This window comes from Shewanella zhangzhouensis (assembly GCF_019457615.1).
GTDB lineage: Bacteria > Pseudomonadota > Gammaproteobacteria > Enterobacterales > Shewanellaceae > Shewanella > Shewanella zhangzhouensis.
The window spans coordinates 208,426-229,791 of sequence record NZ_CP080414.1 but is presented as its reverse complement, the minus strand read 5'-3'; the positions used below and the strand labels follow the sequence as shown (position 1 = coordinate 229,791).

Here is a 21,366-nt window from a genome sequence, read left to right as displayed (position 1 = left end):
AGACTTTGGCGATAAACGGTGAAAAAAAATCGCCGGCGCTTACAGCGCAAAAAAGGCCGACGGCTAAAAAACCGTCAGCCTCCATCCGGGGACTAACCCGAATGTTGTAAGCTAAAGAATAGCTTACTTGATCTCTACTTGAGCGCCAGCTTCTTCCAGCTCTTTCTTCAGAGCTTCGGCTTCTTCTTTAGAAACAGCTTCTTTAACGGCTACTGGAGCAGCTTCAGCCATAGCTTTGGCTTCTTTCAGACCCAGACCGGTAGCGCCACGGATGGCCTTGATCACGCCAACTTTGTTGTCGCCGTGAGAGGTCAGAACTACGTCGAACTCGGTCTTCTCTTCAGCAGCAGCGCCAGCATCAGCAGCACCACCGGCAACTACGGCAGCAGCGGCAGAAACACCGAACTTCTCTTCCATAGCTTCGATCAGTTCAACAACTTCCATTACAGACATAGCTGCAAAGGCTTCGAGGATTTGGTCTTTAGTGATAGACATAACAAAAATTTCCTAATGTTCTGAATTCAATTAATTCAAGCAACCAGCTTAAAATTAAGCGGCTTCTTGTTTTTGATCGCGCAGTGCAGCCAGTGTACGAACGAACTTGCCAGCAGATGCTTCCTTCATAGTCATCATCAGCTGTGCCAGTGCTTCTTCGTAAGTTGGCAGTTTTGCCAAACGATCAATGTCAGCTGCAGGGATGAAGTTCCCTTCGAAAGCTGCACCTTTAACTTCGAATTTGGCTTGCTCTTTCGCGAAGTCTTTCAGCAGACGTGCGGCGGCACCTGGGTGCTCGTTAGAGAAAGCAATCAAAGTTGGGCCAGTGAACACTTCGCTCAGGCACTCAAAAGCAGTACCTTCAACTGCGCGACGAGCCAGAGTGTTACGTACTACACGTACGTACACGCCGTTGGCGCGAGCAGTTTTACGCAGAGTGGTCATGGCGCCTACAGTAACACCGCGAGAATCGGCAACTACTGCAGACAGTGCACCTTTGGCAGCTTCGTTGACTTCAGCAACAATCGCTTTTTTGTCTTCGAGTCTTAATGCCATTGGCTATACTCCTGGATTCTACCCGGGAAAACCCGGAATTTACCTACCCACCCGAGGGTGAGTGACTTACGGTGCAGAGTATCCAGCAGAAAAAATCTAAACTGGGGACTGTCACCGTCTACGCAGGAAATTAAGTGAATCTAATGATTTACACCTGCGGTCTTGGACGGAAACCCGCGTTTGTCAGGGACAAAAAACGGGCTTCAACCCACAAAAGTGCGCGCATTATAGATTAATGCGCGCCCCTTGTAAAATTAAGCAGTGGCTTCCAGGGTGTTCTGGTCAACAGAAACACCGGCACCCATAGTGGTGGAAATGCTCACTTTCTTAACGTACTGGCCCTTGGCAGCAGCTGGCTTTTGCTTCTTCAGAGCAACCAGCAGAGCTTCCAGGTTTTCTTTCAGCTTAACAGAATCGAAATCAACCTTACCGATAGTGGTGTGGATGATACCGTTCTTGTCGTTGCGATAGCGAACCTGACCAGCTTTGGCATTCTTAACGGCTTCAGCAACGTTAGGAGTTACAGTGCCAGTCTTAGGGTTAGGCATCAGACCACGTGGGCCGAGGATTTGACCCAGCATACCTACAACGCGCATTGCATCTGGAGAAGCAATAACTACGTCGAAGTTCATTTCGCCAGCTTTCACCTGCTCAGCCAGATCTTCCATACCAACCAGCTCAGCACCAGCTTCTTTAGCGGCTTCCGCGTTGGCACCCTGAGTGAACACGGCTACACGTACGTCACGACCAGTACCGTGTGGCAGAACGATGGCGCCACGAACGTTTTGGTCAGATTTACGTGGGTCTACGCCCAGGTTTACAGCAACGTCTACGCTCTCAACGAACTTGGCAGTAGCCAGTTCTTTCAGCAGAGTGATAGCTTCGTTGATGTCGTAAGCTTTGGTAGCGTCCACTTTCTCGCGGATTACGCGCATGCGTTTAGTCAGCTTAGCCATTCTATTAGTCCTCTACTACCAAGCCCATTGAACGTGCAGTACCTTCGATTGAGCGAGTCATCGCTTCAACGTCAGCACCAGTCATGTCAGCTGCTTTCAGTTCAGCGATTTCCTGAACTTTAGCACGCTTGATAGTACCCACTTTCTGGGTGTTAGGACGGCTAGAACCTGATTTCAGGCCAGCAGCCTGCTTGAGCAGGAATGAAGCTGGAGGCGTCTTGGTTTCGAAAGTGAATGAGCGATCGCTGTACACAGTGATCACTACAGGGATAGGCATGCCCTTTTCCATTTTTTCTGTACGGGCGTTAAACGCTTTACAGAACTCCATGATGTTCACACCTTTTTGACCCAGAGCTGGACCAACTGGTGGTGAAGGGTTTGCAGATCCGGATTTTACTTGCAGCTTAATATAAGCTTCAATTTTCTTTGCCATCTGATTTTCCTCAGTTTGGGTTCAAACGCTCCAAGCAACATGCGAGGGGCTCCCCGAAAACAACGGGTGCGGATTATATAGAAATCCGCACCCGTTGCCAAACGGATTTTGTATTTTATTTAATCAGCTTTTTTCAACCTGATTAAAGTCCAATTCAACCGGTGTAGAACGACCGAAGATCATAACAGACACTTTTACGCGGCTCTTGTCATAATCCACTTCTTCTACGGTACCGTTGAAGTCAGCGAATGGGCCATCGACCACACGCACCACTTCACCGGGTTCGTACATAACGCGATGAGTCGGAGACTCGGTGGTTTCCTGCAGACGACGCAGGATGGCATCGGCTTCACGGTCAGTGATAGGCGCTGGACGGTCTGAAGTACCGCCGATAAAGCCCATCACACGTGGGATGCTCTTCACCAGGTGCCAGGAATCATCGTTCATTTCCATTTGCACCAGTACGTAGCCGGGGAAAAACTTACGCTCGCTCTTGCGACGCTGACCGGCACGCATTTCAACTACTTCTTCGGTCGGCACCAGCACTTCACCGAAATATTGCTCCATGCCGTGCATCTTGATGTGCTCGACCAGAGACTTGGCTACACGCCCCTCATAACCAGAGAAAGCCTGTACCACATACCATCTTTTCTTTGCTTCTTTAGCTTCAGTCATCGAGTTATACACCGGTGATCAAATTAACGATTTTCAGCAGCAACGCATCCAGACCCCAAAGGATCAGTGCCAGTACGGCGGTTGCGGCCAGCACGATGAAGGTGGTGTTCAAGGCTTCCTGACGGGTAGGCCAAACCACTTTTTTCACTTCGATGTGAGACTCACGGGCAAATGCCAGTGCCTGCTTTCCTTTCACGGTCTGCAGAGCAATAAATCCGGCAATAGCAAAGGCCACGATCACACCCAGAGCACGCACGACCACGCTGGCCTCGCTGTACATCTGGTTACCCACTACGGCAGCTGCCAGCAGCAGTATGGCTATGCCCCACTTTACGATATCCAGAGAACTGCCCTGGTTTTCAGTATTTGTCGTCATCGGTTAATTCCGTTACTCACTACGGCCTGAGCTAGGTATCCCCTTTCGGGATCCGCCTGTCCGAATTTCCCCTTAAAGATACCTTTTTATCGGCTCGGGGCTCAAAAATCGGCCATAGATTGTATTCTTATTCAGCTTGCTTAGCAAGGCCACAACTCCCGGTTAAGCCGCTGTGAATCAAGTTTATTGTACTTTGAAAAAACAAAAGGCGACCCTGAGGTCGCCTTCTTCCAAGTCTACGAGATTACTCGTGGATCTTGGCTACTACACCAGCACCTACTGTGCGGCCGCCTTCACGGATAGCGAAGCGCAGGCCTTCGTCCATCGCGATTGGGCAAATCAGGGTTACAACCATCTTGATGTTGTCGCCTGGCATTACCATCTCTACGCCTTCTGGCAGTTCGATGGTACCGGTCACGTCAGTTGTACGGAAGTAGAACTGTGGACGGTAGCCTTTGAAGAATGGAGTGTGACGACCACCTTCTTCTTTAGACAGTACGTATACTTCTGATTCGAACTTGGTGTGTGGCTTGATGGTGCCTGGCTTGGACAGAACCTGACCACGCTCAACTTCATCACGCTTGGTACCACGCAGCAGGATACCGCAGTTCTCACCGGCACGACCTTCGTCCAGCAGCTTACGGAACATCTCAACGCCGGTACAAGTAGTCTTGGTGGTATCTTTGATACCTACGATTTCTACTTCTTCACCAACTTTGATGATACCGCGCTCTACACGACCGGTTACTACAGTACCACGGCCAGAGATAGAGAATACGTCTTCGATTGGCATCAGGAATGCTTTGTCGATAGCACGCTCTGGCTCAGGGATGTAAGAATCCAGGGCCTCGGCCAGCTCGATGATCTTGCCTTCCCATGCAGCGTCGCCTTCCAGCGCTTTCAGAGCAGAACCCTGAATTACTGGCAGGTCATCACCTGGGAAGTCGTATTCAGACAGCAGTTCACGAACTTCCATCTCTACCAGTTCCAGCAGCTCTTCGTCATCTACCATGTCACACTTGTTCATGAACACGATGATGAAAGGTACACCTACCTGACGAGACAGCAGGATGTGCTCACGAGTCTGTGGCATTGGGCCGTCAGTCGCAGCTACTACCAGGATAGCGCCGTCCATCTGGGCAGCACCGGTGATCATGTTTTTAACATAGTCAGCGTGGCCTGGGCAGTCTACGTGGGCGTAGTGACGAGTAGGAGTGTCATACTCGATGTGAGAGGTGTTGATGGTAATACCACGCTCACGCTCTTCTGGGGCGTTGTCGATCTGAGAGAAGTCCTTCGCCTCACCACCGTAGGTCTTAGCCAGTACGTGAGAGATAGCAGCGGTCAGAGTGGTTTTACCATGGTCAACGTGACCGATGGTGCCCACGTTTACGTGGGGTTTAGTACGTTCGAATTTAGCTTTAGCCATGGTATTGCCTCAATCCAAGAGTCTTGGTGATGAAAACCTGCATATAGAAAAAATCCGATGCCATCAAATGACATCGAACCGTTTGTTTAGATAAAAGGCAGCATGTTAAGAGAGGCTGGTGCTGATAGGCAGAATCGAACTGCCGACCTCATCCTTACCAAGGATGCGCTCTACCGACTGAGCTATATCAGCATCTCTTACATTTTGGAGCGGGCAGCGGGAATCGAACCCGCGTTATCAGCTTGGAAGGCTGGAGTAATACCATTATACGATGCCCGCGCAACCTAACTGTAGGCTACCTAGTACCTAGAAAATGGTGGAGGGAGAAGGATTCGAACCTTCGAAGGCGGAGCCGTCAGATTTACAGTCTGATCCCTTTGGCCACTCGGGAACCCCTCCAAGAAAATGGTGCCGGCACCAAGAGTCGAACTCGGGACCTACTGATTACAAGTCAGTTGCTCTACCAACTGAGCTATGCCGGCATGTCATTTCGGTAGCGGATATTAGGTAAATGTGGCTTGGGTTGCAATAGAAAAATCGAATTTCAACCAAAAAAAATGCCAAGCGGCGCTTTTTTGCACGCCAATTTACACTGCCTATGACAAATTGCTTCTGTCAGTGCACAAAAGCCGTTGAACTATTGTTAAAGCACCATAGCTGTTGTACTGTGCGCAGCCTAAGGCGAGGAATTTGAATGATTAATAACCAGACGCAAGAAGCGCTTTATCTCGACTTCGACCGAGCGCGCTGGGCAGAGTTGAGAAACTCCGTTCCCCTGACACTGAGCGAAGCCGATCTGACACGGTTACGCGGTATTAACGAACGCATTTCTCTGTCTGAAGTAACCGACATCTATCTGCCCCTTAGCAGACTGCTTAATCTCATCGTCGGTGCGCGTCAGCAGCGCGGCCTGGTATTGAATCAGTTCCTGGGTAACAAGCAACCCGATAGCCCTTACGTCATCAGTATCGCCGGCAGTGTGGCCGTGGGTAAAAGCACCACCGCCCGTATTTTGCAGGCCTTGTTGAAGCAATGGCCCGAACATCCCAAAGTGGACCTGGTCACCACCGACGGTTTTCTGTATCCATTGACCGAGCTTAAGCGAAAGGGATTGCTGCAGCGTAAAGGTTTTCCCGAAAGCTATGACACCAAGATGCTGATTGACTTCGTGTCCGCGGTAAAGTCCGGCGCGGAGCGTGTTGAAGTACCACTTTATTCTCACATCATCTATGACCGTCTGCCCTATGAGCGGCAAGTCATCCAAAAGCCAGATATCCTGATCCTCGAGGGCTTGAACGTACTGCAAACCGGCCTCGACTCGCCAGTGGATATCCGCAGGCCCTTTGTATCCGACTTTGTCGACTTCTCTATTTATGTGGATGCCGATGAGTCTTTACTGAAGTCCTGGTATATTGAACGCTTCCTGCAATTCAGAAGCAGTGCCTTCGCCGATGAAAATTCTTACTTCCGCCATTACGCCAGTTTGAATGACATGCAAGCCTCCGAAACGGCATCGCAAATTTGGGACGGTATCAACGGTCCTAACCTGCGTATGAATATCCAGCCTACCCGAGAACGTGCACACTTAATCCTGCGTAAGGGTGCCGATCATTTGATGAATCAGGTACTGCTGCGTAAATGAGCCAAAAAAATGCCGACCAGCCTGTGTACAGACATGGTCGGCATTATGGGTCTGATTGCGGGTTATGCAGGCCGCAAACTGATTTCCCCACCGATATAGCTTTTCATCTCGCCGGCGACCTCCAACAGCAAGGCCCCCTGCTCATCAATACCCCGGCAAATACCGGCTTCCACCTTATCGGCCATCATCAAATTAACAGGCTTACCGATAAAGCTATCTGATGCTTGCCAACGTTCGAGGAAGGCGTTGAGTCCTTCCCGCTCAAACAGGGAAAGGTCTGCCTGAAGTTGCCGTTGTAAGCGTACCGCAAACTCGGTTTTATCCGGCATGGCAAGACCCTGCAAGTCGGCCCAGGGCTGATCGATGGTTTCACCCTGTGCATCCGGCATGGCCATGTTCACGCCCATGCCAATAATCAGCTCACAATTGCTATCGGCCTGCCCTTTCATCTCCACCAGAATACCCGCAAGTTTGCGACCATCCAGATAGACGTCATTGGGCCATTTAAGTCCAATACCCTCTACACCGAGGTCGCCAAGTACTTTGGCAAGAGAGCAACCAACTACCAGGCTCAACCCCATGGCTTTACTCATGCCATCGCTTAAACGCCAAAACAGTGAAAAGTACAAATGGCTCCCATAGGGAGACACCCAGCGGCGTCCACGGCGCCCACGTCCAGCAGATTGGTATTCGGCAATGCATACATCCCCGCTCTCCAGCTCTTCTGAGTGGGACAACATAAAGGCATTGGTACTGGGAATATCATCAAAGTAAAAACACCTACGCTCGATACCTTGCTTGAGTCTGGTTTCATCAATCAGGGACACAGGTGTAGCCAACTTATAGCCACGGCCCTTCACGCTGTAGATACTCAGCCCCAGGGTCTCAAGCACATCGATATGCTTGCTGATAGCCGCGCGGGAAATACCAAGTCGTTCGGCAAGGGCCTCGCCGGAGACAAACTCCTGCGTAGACAGCATCGCAATGATGTCGCGTTTACGTTGCCACTGTTCCATTTGCAGCTCCCTGTTTAGCGTTATTCGTTTAAGAGTGAAAATCGGCCCACCACATTGGGCTCTGGTTCAAGCTGCACATCAAAGCGGTGATGCACCTCATCGATGACATGTTTGGCGAGGTTAAGGATATCTTCACCGCTGGCGCCGCCGAAATTAACCAGCACAAGCGCCTGTTTATCATGTACCCCAGCGTCTCCAAGGCGAAAGCCTTTCAAGCCAGCCTTATCAATCAGCCAGCCGGCCGCCAGTTTCATCCGGCCATCTTCCAGGGCATAAGCCACAGCGTCCGGATACTGTTTTACTATGTTCGCAAAGGTTGCGGCATCCACAATAGGATTTTTGAAAAAGCTGCCAGCGTTACCTAATTTGGCCGGGTCGGGCAGCTTCTCTGAACGCACAGCAATCACGCGCTCGAAGATCATCTCCGGCGTCACAGTGTCTGTATTAAACTCTGCCAGCGGGCCGTAATTGAGCTTAGGCTGCCACACCTTGGGTAATTTTAAACCCACCCGGGTAATAATCGCTTTACCCTTAAGATCGTGTTTAAAAATGGAATCACGGTAGTCGAACCGGCACTCGGCGGCCGTCAGCCTGACAGTCACGCAATCTGGCAGCGACAAATACTCAACCCAATCGCAGACATCTATCAGTTCAACACCATAAGCGCCTATGTTCTGGATGGGCGCCGCACCAACAGTGCCCGGAATAAGCGCCAGATTCTCAAGTCCCGGCATCTGCTTTTCAAGGGTCCAGCTCACCAGCTGATGCCAGTTCTCCCCTGCAGCCACACTTAAATGCCAGGCGCTATCATCCTCAGAGACCTCTATGCCCTTATTTGTCATCTTAAGCACTGTGGTATCTATATCCGATGTCAGAACCACGTTGCTGCCACCACCGAGAACAAAGTAAGACTGGTCGCGCTCATCCAGAGTACGGATAAGTGCTGGCAACTCAGCAGCGTTAGTTATTTCGATTAGTTCAGCACACTGATGATCGATACCAAAGGTGTTGTAGGACTTGAGAGAAACAGGCATACCGCTTTCCGCCACGAATAAAAAGCCATTGTAACCAAGGGTGGCATTCAACGCATCAGCGAGAAACAGAAACTGTCAAACCCGAGGTAACTGCTGTTGAATCAGCAAGCCGTAATGATGAACAGCTGAAAAGCAAAAAGGCCACCCTATTGGGTGGCCTTTTCGACTTATTAGGCGTCTGGCAATGACCTACTCTCACATGGGGAGACCCCACACTACCATCGGCGCTGCTCCGTTTCACTACTGAGTTCGGAATGGGATCAGGTGGGACCAGAGCGCTATTGTCACCAGACAAATTTGTTAATTCGGAAAGCTGCGTTTCGCAGAAAATGATGGTGGTCGCTACTGGGATCGAACCAGTGACCCCCTCCTTGTAAGGGAGGTGCTCTCCCGGCTGAGCTAAGCGACCGGTATTCTGTGCTATTGAGTTATCACTTCAATCAAGTCTGGTCTCTTCAAGACTATCTACACCATCTGAAACCCATCTGGGTTGTATGGTTAAGCCGCACGAGTCATTAGTACAGGTTAGCTCAACGCCTCACAACGCTTACACACCCTGCCTATCAACGTCCTGGTCTCGGACGGCTCTTCAGTGGACTCAAGGTCCAAGGGAAGACTCATCTTGGGGCTCGCTTCCCGCTTAGATGCTTTCAGCGGTTATCGATTCCGAACGTAGCTACCGGGCAATGCCATTGGCATGACAACCCGAACACCAGCGGTTCGTTCACTCCGGTCCTCTCGTACTAGGAGCAACCCCCCTCAATCTTCCAACGCCCACGGCAGATAGGGACCGAACTGTCTCACGACGTTCTGAACCCAGCTCGCGTACCACTTTAAATGGCGAACAGCCATACCCTTGGGACCGACTTCAGCCCCAGGATGTGATGAGCCGACATCGAGGTGCCAAACACCGCCGTCGATATGAACTCTTGGGCGGTATCAGCCTGTTATCCCCGGAGTACCTTTTATCCGTTGAGCGATGGCCCTTCCATGCAGAACCACCGGATCACTATGACCTACTTTCGTACCTGCTCGACGTGTCTGTCTCGCAGTTAAGCTGGCTTGTGCCATTACACTAACCACACGATGTCCGACCGTGTTTAGCCAACCTTCGTGCTCCTCCGTTACTCTTTGGGAGGAGACCGCCCCAGTCAAACTACCCACCAGGCACTGTCCCTAGTCCAGATTCATGGACCGAGGTTAGAACACCAACACTACAAGGGTGGTATTTCAAGGTTGACTCCACGAGAACTGGCGTTCCCGCTTCAAAGTCTCCCACCTATCCTACACATGTAGGGTCAATGTTCAGTGCCAAGCTATAGTAAAGGTTCACGGGGTCTTTCCGTCTAGCCGCGGGTATACGGCATCTTCACCGCAATTTCAACTTCACTGAGTCTCGGCTGGAGACAGCGTGGCCATCATTACGCCATTCGTGCAGGTCGGAACTTACCCGACAAGGAATTTCGCTACCTTAGGACCGTTATAGTTACGGCCGCCGTTTACCGGGGCTTCGATCATGAGCTTCTCTTGCGATAACCCAATCAATTAACCTTCCGGCACCGGGCAGGCGTCACACCGTATACTTCCTCTTGCGAGTTTGCACAGTGCTGTGTTTTTGATAAACAGTTGCAGCCACCTGGTATCTGCGACTGCCGTCAGCTCGGGGAGCAAGTCCCGTCACCAACAGCAGCGTACCTTCTCCCGAAGTTACGGTACCATTTTGCCTAGTTCCTTCAGCCGAGTTCTCTCAAGCGCCTTGGTATTCTCTACCCGACCACCTGTGTCGGTTTGGGGTACGATTCCTGCTAACCTGAAGCTTAGAAGATTTTCCTGGAAGCATGGCATCAACCACTTCGTCACCGTAGTGACTCGTCATCAGCTCTCGGTATATATGTGCCCGGATTTGCCTAAGCACACTACCTACCACCTTAAACACGGACAACCAACGCCGTGCTGGCCTAGCCTTCTCCGTCTCTCCATCGCAGTTAGCAGAAGTACGGGAATATTAACCCGTTTCCCATCGACTACGCCTTTCGGCCTCGCCTTAGGGGTCGACTCACCCTGCCCCGATTAACGTTGGACAGGAACCCTTGGTCTTTCGGCGAGGGGGTTTTTCACCCCCTTTATCGTTACTCATGTCAGCATTCGCACTTCTGATACCTCCAGTGTGGGTTACCCCTTCACCTTCAACGGCTTACAGAACGCTCCTCTACCGCGTACACGTTATCGTGCACACCCGTAGCTTCGGTGAATTGCTTAGCCCCGTTACATCTTCCGCGCAGGCCGACTCGACTAGTGAGCTATTACGCTTTCTTTAAATGATGGCTGCTTCTAAGCCAACATCCTAGCTGTCTAAGCCTTCCCACATCGTTTCCCACTTAGCAATTACTTTGGGACCTTAGCTGACGGTCTGGGTTGTTTCCCTTTTGACGACGGACGTTAGCACCCGCCGTCTGTCTCCCGGATAGCACTCTTTGGTATTCGGAGTTTGCAAAGGGTTGGTAAGTCGGGATGACCCCCTAGCCTTAACAGTGCTCTACCCCCAAAGGTGTTCGTCCGAGGCGCTACCTAAATAGCTTTCGAGGAGAACCAGATATCTCCCGGTTTGATTGGCCTTTCACCCCCAGCCACAAGTCATCCGCTAATTTTTCAACATTAGTCGGTTCGGTCCTCCAGTTGATGTTACTCAACCTTCAACCTGCCCATGGCTAGATCACCGGGTTTCGGGTCTACGCCTTGCAACTAAACGCGCAGTTAACACTCGGTTTCCCTACGGCTCCGCTATTCGCTTAACCTCGCTACAAAACGTAAGTCGCTGACCCATTATACAAAAGGTACGCAGTCACGGTCTCAAGAACCGCTCCCACTGCTTGTACGTATACGGTTTCAGGTTCTATTTCACTCCCCTCACAGGGGTTCTTTTCGCCTTTCCCTCACGGTACTGGTTCACTATCGGTCAGTCAGGAGTATTTAGCCTTGGAGGATGGTCCCCCCATATTCAGACAACATATCACGTGTGCCGCCTTACTCGATTTCATCTTTGGTTAGTTGTCGTGTACGGGACTATCACCCTGTACCGTTGGACTTTCCAGACCATTCCACTAACACCCCGAAGACTTAAGGGCTAATCCCCGTTCGCTCGCCGCTACTGAGGGAATCTCGGTTGATTTCTTTTCCTGAGGGTACTTAGATGTTTCAGTTCCCCTCGTTCGCCTCACTAAGCTATGTATTCACTTAGTGATGACACCTTATGGTGCCGGGTTTCCCCATTCGGACATCGCTGGCTATAACGGTTGTTACTACCTCACCAACGCTTTTCGCAAGTTACTACGTCCTTCATCGCCTCTGACTGCCAAGGCATCCACCGTATACGCTTAGTCGCTTAACCATACAACCCGGATGAGTTTCCTCATCGTGCTGTATTGCAACCAGCTGGTTTTCGATAGTTCATTTTACTGAACTCGCCTTGAAGAATTTCCAAAACACTTGATTGAAGTGTTTGAGAACTCAATTTTTGTATTAACTAAATCCGAAGATTCAGTTTCTACTATCAGCTTTCCAAATTGTTAAAGAGCGGGCTTAAAAAAGCCAAAGATAAATTCATCACTTATCTTTGGCGTCTCTATCCTTGGGACTTACGTCCTGAGACTCACATATTTACAGTGGTGGAGCTATGCGGGATCGAACCGCAGACCTCCTGCGTGCAAAGCAGGCGCTCTCCCAGCTGAGCTATAGCCCCGTTTCTGCAATATGCAGTCTGACACAAATGCGTTGATTAAAAATCTCATTCAGGCGAGGCGGAAGCGGAGGACGTTTACTGGTGTAAACGACGACGTTTCCAAGACGCATCAATGAGATTTGGTGGGTCTGAGTAGACTCGAACTACCGACCTTACGCTTATCAGGCGTACGCTCTAACCACCTGAGCTACAGACCCATCGCATTTGTCTCTATCGTCTATCAAGTAATCTGTGTGAACACTCAGCAGGATAATGTGTCGCTTAGGTAAGGAGGTGATCCAGCCCCAGGTTCCCCTAGGGCTACCTTGTTACGACTTCACCCCAGTCATGAACCACACCGTGGTAAACGCCCTCCCGAAGGTTAAGCTATCTACTTCTGGTGCAGCCCACTCCCATGGTGTGACGGGCGGTGTGTACAAGGCCCGGGAACGTATTCACCGTGGCATTCTGATCCACGATTACTAGCGATTCCGACTTCATGGAGTCGAGTTGCAGACTCCAATCCGGACTACGACCGGCTTTTTGGGATTAGCTTCACCTCGCGGCTTCGCAACCCTCTGTACCGACCATTGTAGCACGTGTGTAGCCCTACTCGTAAGGGCCATGATGACTTGACGTCGTCCCCACCTTCCTCCGGTTTATCACCGGCAGTCTCCCTAAAGTTCCCGGCATTACCCGCTGGCAAGTAAGGATAAGGGTTGCGCTCGTTGCGGGACTTAACCCAACATTTCACAACACGAGCTGACGACAGCCATGCAGCACCTGTCTCAGAGTTCCCGAAGGCACCAATCCATCTCTGGAAAGTTCTCTGGATGTCAAGAGTAGGTAAGGTTCTTCGCGTTGCATCGAATTAAACCACATGCTCCACCGCTTGTGCGGGCCCCCGTCAATTCATTTGAGTTTTAACCTTGCGGCCGTACTCCCCAGGCGGTCTACTTAATGCGTTAGCTTGAGAGCCCAGTGTTCAAGACACCAAACTCCGAGTAGACATCGTTTACGGCGTGGACTACCAGGGTATCTAATCCTGTTTGCTCCCCACGCTTTCGTGCCTGAGCGTCAGTCTTTGTCCAGGGGGCCGCCTTCGCCACCGGTATTCCTCCAGATCTCTACGCATTTCACCGCTACACCTGGAATTCTACCCCCCTCTACAAGACTCTAGTCTGCCAGTTCGAAATGCAGTTCCCAGGTTGAGCCCGGGGCTTTCACATCTCGCTTAACAGACCGCCTGCGCACGCTTTACGCCCAGTAATTCCGATTAACGCTTGCACCCTCCGTATTACCGCGGCTGCTGGCACGGAGTTAGCCGGTGCTTCTTCTGTGGGTAACGTCACAGCTAATGGGTATTAACCATCAACCTTTCCTCCCCACTGAAAGTGCTTTACAACCCGAAGGCCTTCTTCACACACGCGGCATGGCTGGATCAGGGTTTCCCCCATTGTCCAATATTCCCCACTGCTGCCTCCCGTAGGAGTCTGGGCCGTGTCTCAGTCCCAGTGTGGCTGTCCATCCTCTCAGAACAGCTAGGGATCGTCGCCTAGGTGAGCCATTACCTCACCTACTAGCTAATCCCGCCTGGGTTCATCCAATCGCGGAAGGTCCGAAGAGCCCCTCCTTTCCCCCGTAGGGCGTATGCGGTATTAGCAGTCGTTTCCAACTGTTATCCCCCTCGATTGGGCAGATCCCCAGGTATTACTCACCCGTCCGCCGCTCGCCGGCAAAGATAGCAAGCTATCTTCCCGCTGCCGCTCGACTTGCATGTGTTAGGCCTGCCGCCAGCGTTCAATCTGAGCCATGATCAAACTCTTCAATTAAAGTTTTGGTCTCAATGAATTTCTGCTGTCATGCTTCTGCATGAAAACTCGTTCATTGATAAAATCGTTTTGTCGACTTCATCAACCTGCGAGTATCCACACAGATTACTTGATAAATTTTTAAAGAGCGGGACCGACTTTCATCTGGTCAGGGCTGCGTATTCTACGCCATCCCTCTTTGACGTCAAGCGCTTTTTCAAGCGCTTTTCATCGAGTGCCTATTTTTTGTTTAGACACTATTCTCAACCGGCTGAATCATCATGTCCGGCGGGAATGGGGCGCATTATAGGGAGCAGCCAGACATTCACAAGATCTTTTCGACACTCTTGCGATCGTTCGTCTGTAATTCAATCAATAAGGGCAAATACCCATCGCTTTTGGCACTTTGGGCGCACCTTGGCGGCGAAAACACCTTATTACCTGTGTTTCAAAGTGGCTTTCACGGTCATTTTTTCTACAGCGATCTGGTTTAATCTCAGATAATTCATTACTATATACCTGCTGTTAACAGTTATTTATCATTTCCTTATTTTCATCAGAGTACATTTGCTTATGCAGAAATCATTTCTTATTGCGCTGATAGCCGCCGCAGTGGGTGCCTTGGTCATTTTTCAGTTTCTGCCCACCTTCCCTGCTTATCTTGCCTTTATTCTCGGTGCTGTGCTGGCCATCGGTATTTTCGCCATTACGCCGTCCGGTAATGACGCTGCCACCGTAGAAACAGAATATACCGGCCCAACAATGACGCTTTATGTGGGTAACCTGCCATACCGGGTGCATGAAGGTGACGTAAAGTCGCTGTTTGCCGAGTATGGACCGGTCAATTCAGTGCGCCTGGTTCGCGATCGTAAGACCGGCAGACGCAAAGGCTTCGGTTTCGTTGAGATGTCTGAGAGTGGTGCCCAGAAGGCGATGGTCAAACTGAATGACTACACCTTCCAGGAAAGAACATTAAAAGTAAGAGAAGCCAAGAATCAGGACAATGAGTCAGAGAAGTCTGACGACTAAACCCGGGTTCTAGGGGTAAAGGGCGATATTTCGCTGAATCCATAGTCTGTCAGACTCTGGATTAGACCCTGTGTCAGTGAAGGCGTGGTATACCACGCCTTCATGCTATTTGGCGCAGGATGCTCGTGCTCACCCAAGCCCTCCAGTAAATGCTGCACCCGGCTGGCAATGGCAAAGCCCGAATCGAGCAGTTTAATCCCCTGCCCCAATACCTGGGATAATTCGTCCGCCAACATGGGGAAATGAGTACATCCCAATACCAGCACATCCACTGGCGTTGCCTGAATGGGCGCAAGAATTCCGGTTAACTTCTCCATGTCCACAGGCACTCCCGCCACCTTTTGCTCCGCCATCATCACCAGTTCCGAACTGCCGAACATATGCACCTGACAATGGCTGGCAAATTTAGCGACCAGCTCATGGGTATAAGAGCGCTTCACCGTGGCTGGGGTAGCCAAGAGACCGATATGGCCGGAGAGGGTGTCGCTTGCAGCGGGTTTGATCGCAGGAACGACCCCCACGACGGGTATCGTCAACTTACTCCGTAATACCGGCAGCACCAGCGTACTGGCCGTATTACAGGCAATAACCACCAGCGCGGCGTTGATTTTGGTAGCAGCTGCCACAACAAGCTCAACACAGCCCTCCACCAGCACCTGTTCGGTAAGTTCTCCGTATGGCAGGCGTGCATTATCAAACAGGTAATAGAAGTCATGGGATGGCAATAGCTGCCGTATCTCAGACAACACCGACAAACCACCTATACCTGAATCGAAAACCAGAATGGGACGTGCCAAGCCAAACTCCACCTGAAAATGAAAACCCGTGAATTTTCCCACAGCCTAAAATAAAGGGCAAAGCCAGAAAGCTGGACATACGGTTTCGCTGGGGTAAAATTTGCGACCATTTTTTAAGCCGGACGAGATTGCAAATGAACGCACAAGCCATGGACCCTCAACAGTACGAGCTGCAGCTTGAACAAAAGTGCCAGGCACTGACTGAGGCATTTGCCCACTATAATCCCCCGGCTCTGGAAGTATTCCCATCTGCCCCAGCCCATTATCGGATGCGCTGTGAATTCCGCGTGTGGCACGACGGCGACGATCTCTACTACTGTATGTTCGACAATGTGGCCAAAGAAAAAGTGCGTACCGATCAGTTTTTGCCAGCCAGCGAACTCATCAACCGCATGATGCCTGCCCTTCTGGACGAACTTCGCCCCAATCGCGCCCTGCGCCATAAGCTGTTCCAGGTAGACTTCTTATCTACCCTGAGCGGTGAAATACTGGTCAGCCTCCTGTATCACCGCCAACTGGACGATCAATGGCTCACTGAAGCCCGTGCGCTCAAGGCCCGTCTGGGTGAGCACTTTAAGGTCGACATTATTGGCCGTGCCCGCAAACAAAAATTTGTGCTCGACCGCGACTTTGTCGTTGAGTCACTCAATGTGGGCGACAAGACCCTGCACTATAAGCAGGTAGAAAACAGCTTTACTCAGCCCAATGCAGGTGTGGCGGTTAAGATGTTGGAATGGGCACTGGATGCCACCAGGCAAAGCAGCGGTGACTTGCTGGAGCTGTACTGTGGTAACGGCAACTTTTCCATCGCCTTGGCGCCAAACTTTGGCAAGGTACTGGCGACTGAACTGGCCAAACCCTCGGTAGAGGCCGCTCAGTACAACATTCAAATCAATAAGGTGGCTAATCTCGACATCATCCGTATGTCGGCGGAAGAATTCACCGAAGCCATGAAGGGTGAAAAGCGTTTCAACCGCCTCGGCGACATCGATTTACAAAGCTACCAGTGCAACACCATCTTTGTGGATCCGCCCAGAGCGGGCCTGGATGATGAGACCGTTAAGCTGGTTCAGGGTTACGAGAACATCCTCTATATCTCCTGCAATCCCGATACCCTGAACGACAACCTCGAGGTACTCAGCGAAACTCATGATGTAGTACGCTTTGCGCTGTTCGATCAGTTCCCTTACACCCATCACACGGAAGCCGGCGTGATGCTTAAACGCCGCTGATACAGGCTGTTGTCACCCCATAAAAAACGGAGCCTTAGGCTCCGTTTTTTATTTTGCATCGACCTTTTGCTGCAAAAACTCAGCACCCTTGGCCACCATCCGCAGCTGCAACACCAGCTGATCCGCCAGAATCTTGCGCTCAGACTTTTTCATATCCAGCGCCGCAGCACCTGCGTTAAACACCAGAGTGACCATGGATTCGGCCTGGGCTCGGGCCAATTCCGGACTGCGTTTGGCCTTTTCCTCGGTGTAATGGGCAAGCTCAGAAATGAAGTGCTCTATCTCTCTGGCCACAGCGGCACGGAACGGAGCAGAAGTGCCGGAACGCTCGTGCAGCAGAATACGGAACACGTTGGGGTTGGAGTCGAGCACTTCCATAAAGGTATCGACGGAAATGCGAATTACGCTGCCACCCGCTTCGGCACGCTGACGCCCTTTACGCATCATCTGCCGTAGCGCCAGGCCGCCTTCATCCACCATGGTAAGCCCCAACTCATTCATATCTTTGAAATGGCGGTAGAAAGAAGTGGGCGCAATGCTGGCCTCCCGGGCAACTTCCCGCAGGCTCAAGCTGGAAAAACTGCGCTCGGCACTGAGCTGATTGAAGGCCGCGTCCACCAAGGCGCGACGGGTCTTCTCTTTCTGCTGTGCTCTAACTCCCATGTGATATTCCGTTCATCTTACTGATTCAAGGGATAATAACCCTTTTGCCCCTAAAACACAGCCCCGCCTTCCTTGACCTTGGTCACCAGCTCGTCTAAATTAGCTTACAGCTGTACGCTTAAAGCGATATATGGAAACAATAATGAATAAACCCCCCATCATTTGGCTTAACCTCTCTCTGTTCGTTTTAACCCTAGGCGGTGCTATTACTCTGGTTCCCTGGCGAGCCATCACCCATGGCTTTGATGCCGTTGAATGGGTTGCCTTTGTCGTGCTGGTGTTTTATAGCGGCCTCTCTATTACTGCGGGCTATCACAGGCTTTGGTCACATAAGGCATATAAGGCCAATGCCGTGGTGCGCTTCTTTTATGCACTCGGTGGCGCTCTGGCGTTGCAAAACAGCGCCTTGCACTGGTCATCGGATCACAGGGTGCATCACAAGCATGTCGACAATAACGACAAAGACCCCTATTCAGCGAACATGGGTTTCTGGTACAGCCATATCGGCTGGATGCTGAGGGAATATCAGGCCCACAGATATCACGATTACAACAACGTACGCGATCTGCAAAACGACCCTATCGTGATGTGGCAACACAAGCATTATTTGTTGCTGACCATTTTGATGAATGTGGGTCTGCCGGCGCTGCTTGGCTGGATCCATGGTGATGTGCTGTCGATGTTACTGCTGGCAGGATTGGCGCGTTTGGTGCTGGTTCATCACTGCACCTTCTTTATCAACTCCCTGGCACACATCTGGGGCTCGCAGCCTTACACAGACAAAAACACCGCCCGTGATAATCCGCTGCTGGCGTTTTTGACCTACGGTGAGGGCTACCACAACTTCCACCATATTTTCGAAAACGACTACCGCAATGGCATCCATTGGTGGGACTACGACCCGACTAAGTGGCTTATCAAGGGCTTGTCCTGGTGTGGTATGGCGGGTGACTTACGTAAAGTACCGCAGGAGCGCATCGAAAGCGCCAAACTGCAGATGCAGCTCAAACGCAGCCAACACCGCATTGCCGGCCGTAAAGATGCCGATGAACTGCTGGAATCTCTGCAGCTGGAATACGAGCGTCTGAAGCAACAGTTACTGGCCTACTACGAGGCCAAAAAGGAACTGCTGGAAGCCCGTCGTGCCGAGCTTTGTGTAAAAGACCTCTTACCCAAGGTAGCGGAGCTTAAGGACCGCCTGCGTCTGGCGCAGCAAAACTGGGCGTCACTCACAGCCGCCTGTCGCTGATCCCGTTACAAGAATCAACACGGCCTCCTTGCATGGAGGCCGTATCTGACTATCATGGTTGCCATTCCATTCAGGCAGGCAAATCCGTATGTCATCGCAACTTTCACAGCCCATAAAACTGACCGAATACAGCCACGGAGCCGGTTGTGGCTGCAAAATCTCGCCCAAGGTACTGGGCACCATTCTCGAATCGCAGCTGCCGAGCTTTGTCGACCCCAATCTGCTGGTTGGCAATGCCAGCCGTGATGATGCCGCCGTTTACAAGCTGAATGAAACCACTGGCATTATCAGTACCACCGACTTTTTCATGCCCATTGTGGACGACCCCTTCACCTTCGGCCGTATCGCTGCCACCAATGCCATCAGCGATATCTACGCCATGGGCGGCACGCCGATCATGGCGATTGCCATTCTGGGGTGGCCTGTGAACAAGCTGCCCGCCGAAGTGGCTCAGCAGGTGGTGGATGGTGGCCGTCAGGCCTGTATGGATGCCGGTATTATGCTTGCCGGTGGCCACAGTATTGACGCGCCCGAGCCTATTTTCGGTTTGGCCGTGACTGGTCAGCTCCCCCTGGAGCGTCTGAAACAAAACAATACGGCCAAGGCGGGTGACAAGCTCTACCTCACCAAGCCCATTGGTATTGGTATTCTCACTACAGCACAAAAGCAGAAAAAGCTTGAAGACGCCGATGCCCACATTGCCCCCGAAGCCATGTGCACCCTCAATAAAATTGGCGCCGATATAGCAACTCTGCCCGGCGTCAGTGCCATGACAGACGTAACGGGTTTTGGTTTGGCGGGACACCTGCTGGAGATGTGTCAGGGCGCCACTGTGGATGCCGAACTGAATCTGGATGCAGTGCCGCTGCTGGAGCGCGCCGAGCATTATCTGAATCTTGGTTGCATCCCCGGCGGCACCCACAGAAATTTCGACAGCTACGGCGAGCACCTGCCAAGCGTCAGCGAGCGTGAAAAAGCACTGCTGTGCGACCCTCAAACCAGCGGCGGCCTCCTGGTGGCCGTTGGCACTGACGCCGAAGCAGCCTTATGCGAGCTTCTCAGCAGCCATGGTATAGCGCCTGTGTGTATAGGCGAGCTGAAGGCCGGCCCCGGCAAATTGCTGCTCAAATCCGGTGGTTTGGCATGAGCACGAATACCGTCCCCGCCAACCAATATCGGGAGATCTTCTTAAAAGGTCATCCCATTATGGATGTGCGCGCCCCCATCGAGTTCACCAAGGGGGCTTTTCCCAATGCGGTGAATCTGCCCCTGATGACCGACAGCGAGCGGCAAAAGGTGGGCACCTGCTACAAAGAGCATGGCCAGGAAGCGGCGATTGAACTTGGCCACCAGCTGGTCTCTGGCAAGGTCAAAGCCAGCCGCATCGACGCCTGGAAGGCCTTTTTCAGCGAGCATCCTGATGGCTTTCTCTACTGTTTTCGTGGCGGTTTAAGATCGCGCATCACCCAAAGTTGGCTCAAAGAAGCCGGACTCGATATCCCCTTTATCGAGGGCGGTTACAAGGCCATGCGTCAGTTTCTGATTGATGAGATTGAAACGACGCCCGGCAAACGCGAAATGCTGATCCTCAGCGGCATTACCGGCAGCGGTAAAACTGACTTTGTACGCCTTCGCAGTGAGTCGGTCGATCTGGAAGGCATCGCCAACCACCGGGGCTCCAGCTTTGGTCGCCAGCACGAGGGACAGCCAAGCCAGATTGATTTTGAAAACCGCCTCGCCATCGAGCTGATGCGCCATCAGGAGCGCGAGCAAGCAAGACTCCTGCTGGAGGATGAAAGCTTTCTCATTGGCCGCAATGCCATCCCCAAGGTCTTTTTCGAGAAGATGCAACAGGCGCCGGTATTGGTGCTGACTTCTACGCTCGAAGAACGTCTGCCCCGTCTGCTGGATGACTACGTCCACAAGATGCACGCAGGTTATGTGGAACGTCTGGGTGAAGAACAGGGCTTTATCGCTTATCGTGACTATCTGCTCGGCAGCCTCAAGGGTATCTACAAGCGCCTTGGCGGTAAGCTCCACGCTGAAATGACAGAGCTGATGAACAAAGCGCTGGCCACTGAGCAGAGCCAAAGGGATACCAGTGCCCATCTGGAGTGGATATCACTGCTGCTGAAAAGTTATTACGACCCCATGTACCACTATCAATTGGGTAAAAAAGCCGCCCGGGTGCGCTTTACCGGTACTCACGCAGAGATGCACGACTACCTCAGCAGCCTCGGCAAATAACAAAAAGCC

Annotated in this window: 17 protein-coding genes, 7 tRNA genes and 3 rRNA genes; 6 read left to right on the top strand and 21 right to left on the bottom strand. The window is 51.6% G+C overall.

What is annotated here, in order from left to right:
* Positions 1-123 precede the first annotated feature (123 nt).
* The 11 genes from rplL to K0H63_RS01000 all read right to left on the bottom strand — a co-directional run bounded on the left by rplL (position 124) and on the right by K0H63_RS01000 (position 5,401).
* Positions 124-495, bottom strand: a complete 372-nt coding sequence (gene rplL / locus K0H63_RS01050) for a 50S ribosomal protein L7/L12 (RefSeq protein ID WP_011758327.1) — start codon at positions 493-495, stop codon at positions 124-126.
* 54 nt (positions 496-549) lie between these two features.
* Positions 550-1,050 carry a 50S ribosomal protein L10 gene (gene rplJ / locus K0H63_RS01045; protein ID WP_203325696.1) on the bottom strand — a complete coding sequence of 167 codons (501 nt, stop codon included), beginning with the start codon at positions 1,048-1,050 and terminating at the stop codon, positions 550-552.
* A gap of 254 nt (positions 1,051-1,304) precedes the next feature.
* The gene (rplA, locus tag K0H63_RS01040; RefSeq protein ID WP_220066368.1) at positions 1,305-2,006 is read right to left on the bottom strand and encodes a 50S ribosomal protein L1; all 702 of its coding nucleotides are present in this window, start codon (positions 2,004-2,006) and stop codon (positions 1,305-1,307) included.
* A 4-nt stretch (positions 2,007-2,010) separates the two neighbouring features.
* Positions 2,011-2,439, bottom strand: a complete 429-nt coding sequence (gene rplK, locus K0H63_RS01035) for a 50S ribosomal protein L11 (protein ID WP_011758324.1) — start codon at positions 2,437-2,439, stop codon at positions 2,011-2,013.
* Positions 2,440-2,562: 123 nt separating this feature from the next.
* On the bottom strand, positions 2,563-3,114 hold the full coding sequence (nusG, locus tag K0H63_RS01030) for a transcription termination/antitermination protein NusG (protein WP_011758323.1): 552 nt from the start codon (positions 3,112-3,114) through the stop codon (positions 2,563-2,565).
* A 4-nt stretch (positions 3,115-3,118) separates the two neighbouring features.
* Positions 3,119-3,490 (bottom strand): preprotein translocase subunit SecE, encoded by a 372-nt coding sequence (gene secE / locus K0H63_RS01025; protein WP_011758322.1) that lies wholly within the window; start codon positions 3,488-3,490, stop codon positions 3,119-3,121.
* Positions 3,491-3,734: 244 nt separating this feature from the next.
* The gene (tuf, locus tag K0H63_RS01020; protein WP_011758321.1) at positions 3,735-4,919 is read right to left on the bottom strand and encodes an elongation factor Tu; all 1,185 of its coding nucleotides are present in this window, start codon (positions 4,917-4,919) and stop codon (positions 3,735-3,737) included.
* A gap of 116 nt (positions 4,920-5,035) precedes the next feature.
* Positions 5,036-5,111 (bottom strand) — tRNA-Thr (locus K0H63_RS01015).
* Between the two features lie 13 nt (positions 5,112-5,124).
* Positions 5,125-5,198, bottom strand: a tRNA-Gly gene (locus tag K0H63_RS01010).
* A 35-nt stretch (positions 5,199-5,233) separates the two neighbouring features.
* A tRNA-Tyr gene (locus tag K0H63_RS01005) sits at positions 5,234-5,318 on the bottom strand.
* 7 nt (positions 5,319-5,325) lie between these two features.
* Positions 5,326-5,401 (bottom strand) — tRNA-Thr (locus K0H63_RS01000).
* Positions 5,402-5,613: 212 nt separating this feature from the next.
* Between K0H63_RS01000 and coaA the strand changes: the two genes are divergently transcribed.
* Entirely contained in the window at positions 5,614-6,561 is a 948-nt protein-coding gene (gene coaA, locus K0H63_RS00995) for a type I pantothenate kinase (protein WP_220066367.1), read from the top strand.
* 62 nt (positions 6,562-6,623) lie between these two features.
* Here the strand turns inward: coaA and birA are convergent, their stop codons facing one another.
* The 8 genes from birA to K0H63_RS00955 form a co-directional block, all read right to left on the bottom strand.
* Entirely contained in the window at positions 6,624-7,577 is a 954-nt protein-coding gene (gene birA, locus K0H63_RS00990; protein ID WP_220066366.1) for a bifunctional biotin--[acetyl-CoA-carboxylase] ligase/biotin operon repressor BirA, read from the bottom strand.
* 20 nt (positions 7,578-7,597) lie between these two features.
* Complete coding sequence (gene murB, locus K0H63_RS00985; protein WP_220066365.1) at positions 7,598-8,611, bottom strand: UDP-N-acetylmuramate dehydrogenase; 1,014 nt, start codon at positions 8,609-8,611, stop codon at positions 7,598-7,600.
* 176 nt (positions 8,612-8,787) lie between these two features.
* Positions 8,788-8,903, bottom strand: a 5S ribosomal RNA gene (rrf, locus tag K0H63_RS00980).
* 41 nt (positions 8,904-8,944) lie between these two features.
* A tRNA-Val gene (locus K0H63_RS00975) sits at positions 8,945-9,020 on the bottom strand.
* A gap of 85 nt (positions 9,021-9,105) precedes the next feature.
* Positions 9,106-11,999, bottom strand: a 23S ribosomal RNA gene (locus tag K0H63_RS00970).
* Positions 12,000-12,274: 275 nt separating this feature from the next.
* A tRNA-Ala gene (locus tag K0H63_RS00965) sits at positions 12,275-12,350 on the bottom strand.
* A gap of 120 nt (positions 12,351-12,470) precedes the next feature.
* Positions 12,471-12,547 (bottom strand) — tRNA-Ile (locus tag K0H63_RS00960).
* Between the two features lie 69 nt (positions 12,548-12,616).
* Positions 12,617-14,161 (bottom strand): 16S ribosomal RNA (locus K0H63_RS00955).
* Together the 16S, 23S and 5S rRNA genes with 3 tRNA genes alongside form the textbook arrangement of a ribosomal RNA operon.
* Positions 14,162-14,713: 552 nt before the next feature.
* Between K0H63_RS00955 and K0H63_RS00950 the strand changes: the two genes are divergently transcribed.
* Positions 14,714-15,169: an RNA recognition motif domain-containing protein gene (locus K0H63_RS00950; protein ID WP_220066364.1), complete on the top strand. Its 456-nt coding sequence runs from the start codon at positions 14,714-14,716 to the stop codon at positions 15,167-15,169.
* On the opposite strand, the gene murI is transcribed toward K0H63_RS00950, so the two are convergent.
* On the bottom strand, positions 15,166-15,966 hold the full coding sequence (gene murI / locus K0H63_RS00945) for a glutamate racemase (protein WP_220066363.1): 801 nt from the start codon (positions 15,964-15,966) through the stop codon (positions 15,166-15,168). The two genes, K0H63_RS00950 and murI, sit on opposite strands and share 4 nt — an antisense overlap.
* 134 nt (positions 15,967-16,100) lie before the next feature.
* Between murI and trmA the strand changes: the two genes are divergently transcribed.
* Positions 16,101-17,198 carry a tRNA (uridine(54)-C5)-methyltransferase TrmA gene (gene trmA / locus K0H63_RS00940; RefSeq protein WP_220066362.1) on the top strand — a complete coding sequence of 366 codons (1,098 nt, stop codon included), beginning with the start codon at positions 16,101-16,103 and terminating at the stop codon, positions 17,196-17,198.
* A gap of 48 nt (positions 17,199-17,246) precedes the next feature.
* On the opposite strand, the gene fabR is transcribed toward trmA, so the two are convergent.
* The gene (fabR, locus tag K0H63_RS00935; protein WP_011758314.1) at positions 17,247-17,861 is read right to left on the bottom strand and encodes an HTH-type transcriptional repressor FabR; all 615 of its coding nucleotides are present in this window, start codon (positions 17,859-17,861) and stop codon (positions 17,247-17,249) included.
* Between the two features lie 142 nt (positions 17,862-18,003).
* Between fabR and K0H63_RS00930 the strand changes: the two genes are divergently transcribed.
* The 3 genes from K0H63_RS00930 (at position 18,004) to mnmH (ending at position 21,357) form a co-directional block, all read left to right on the top strand.
* On the top strand, positions 18,004-19,110 hold the full coding sequence (locus K0H63_RS00930) for a fatty acid desaturase (protein ID WP_220066361.1): 1,107 nt from the start codon (positions 18,004-18,006) through the stop codon (positions 19,108-19,110).
* Positions 19,111-19,198: 88 nt separating this feature from the next.
* Positions 19,199-20,257: a selenide, water dikinase SelD gene (selD, locus tag K0H63_RS00925; protein WP_220066360.1), complete on the top strand. Its 1,059-nt coding sequence runs from the start codon at positions 19,199-19,201 to the stop codon at positions 20,255-20,257.
* Positions 20,254-21,357 carry a tRNA 2-selenouridine(34) synthase MnmH gene (gene mnmH / locus K0H63_RS00920; RefSeq protein WP_220066359.1) on the top strand — a complete coding sequence of 368 codons (1,104 nt, stop codon included), beginning with the start codon at positions 20,254-20,256 and terminating at the stop codon, positions 21,355-21,357. The genes selD and mnmH overlap by 4 nt, the downstream gene beginning before the upstream one ends.
* Positions 21,358-21,366: the final 9 nt, after the last annotated feature.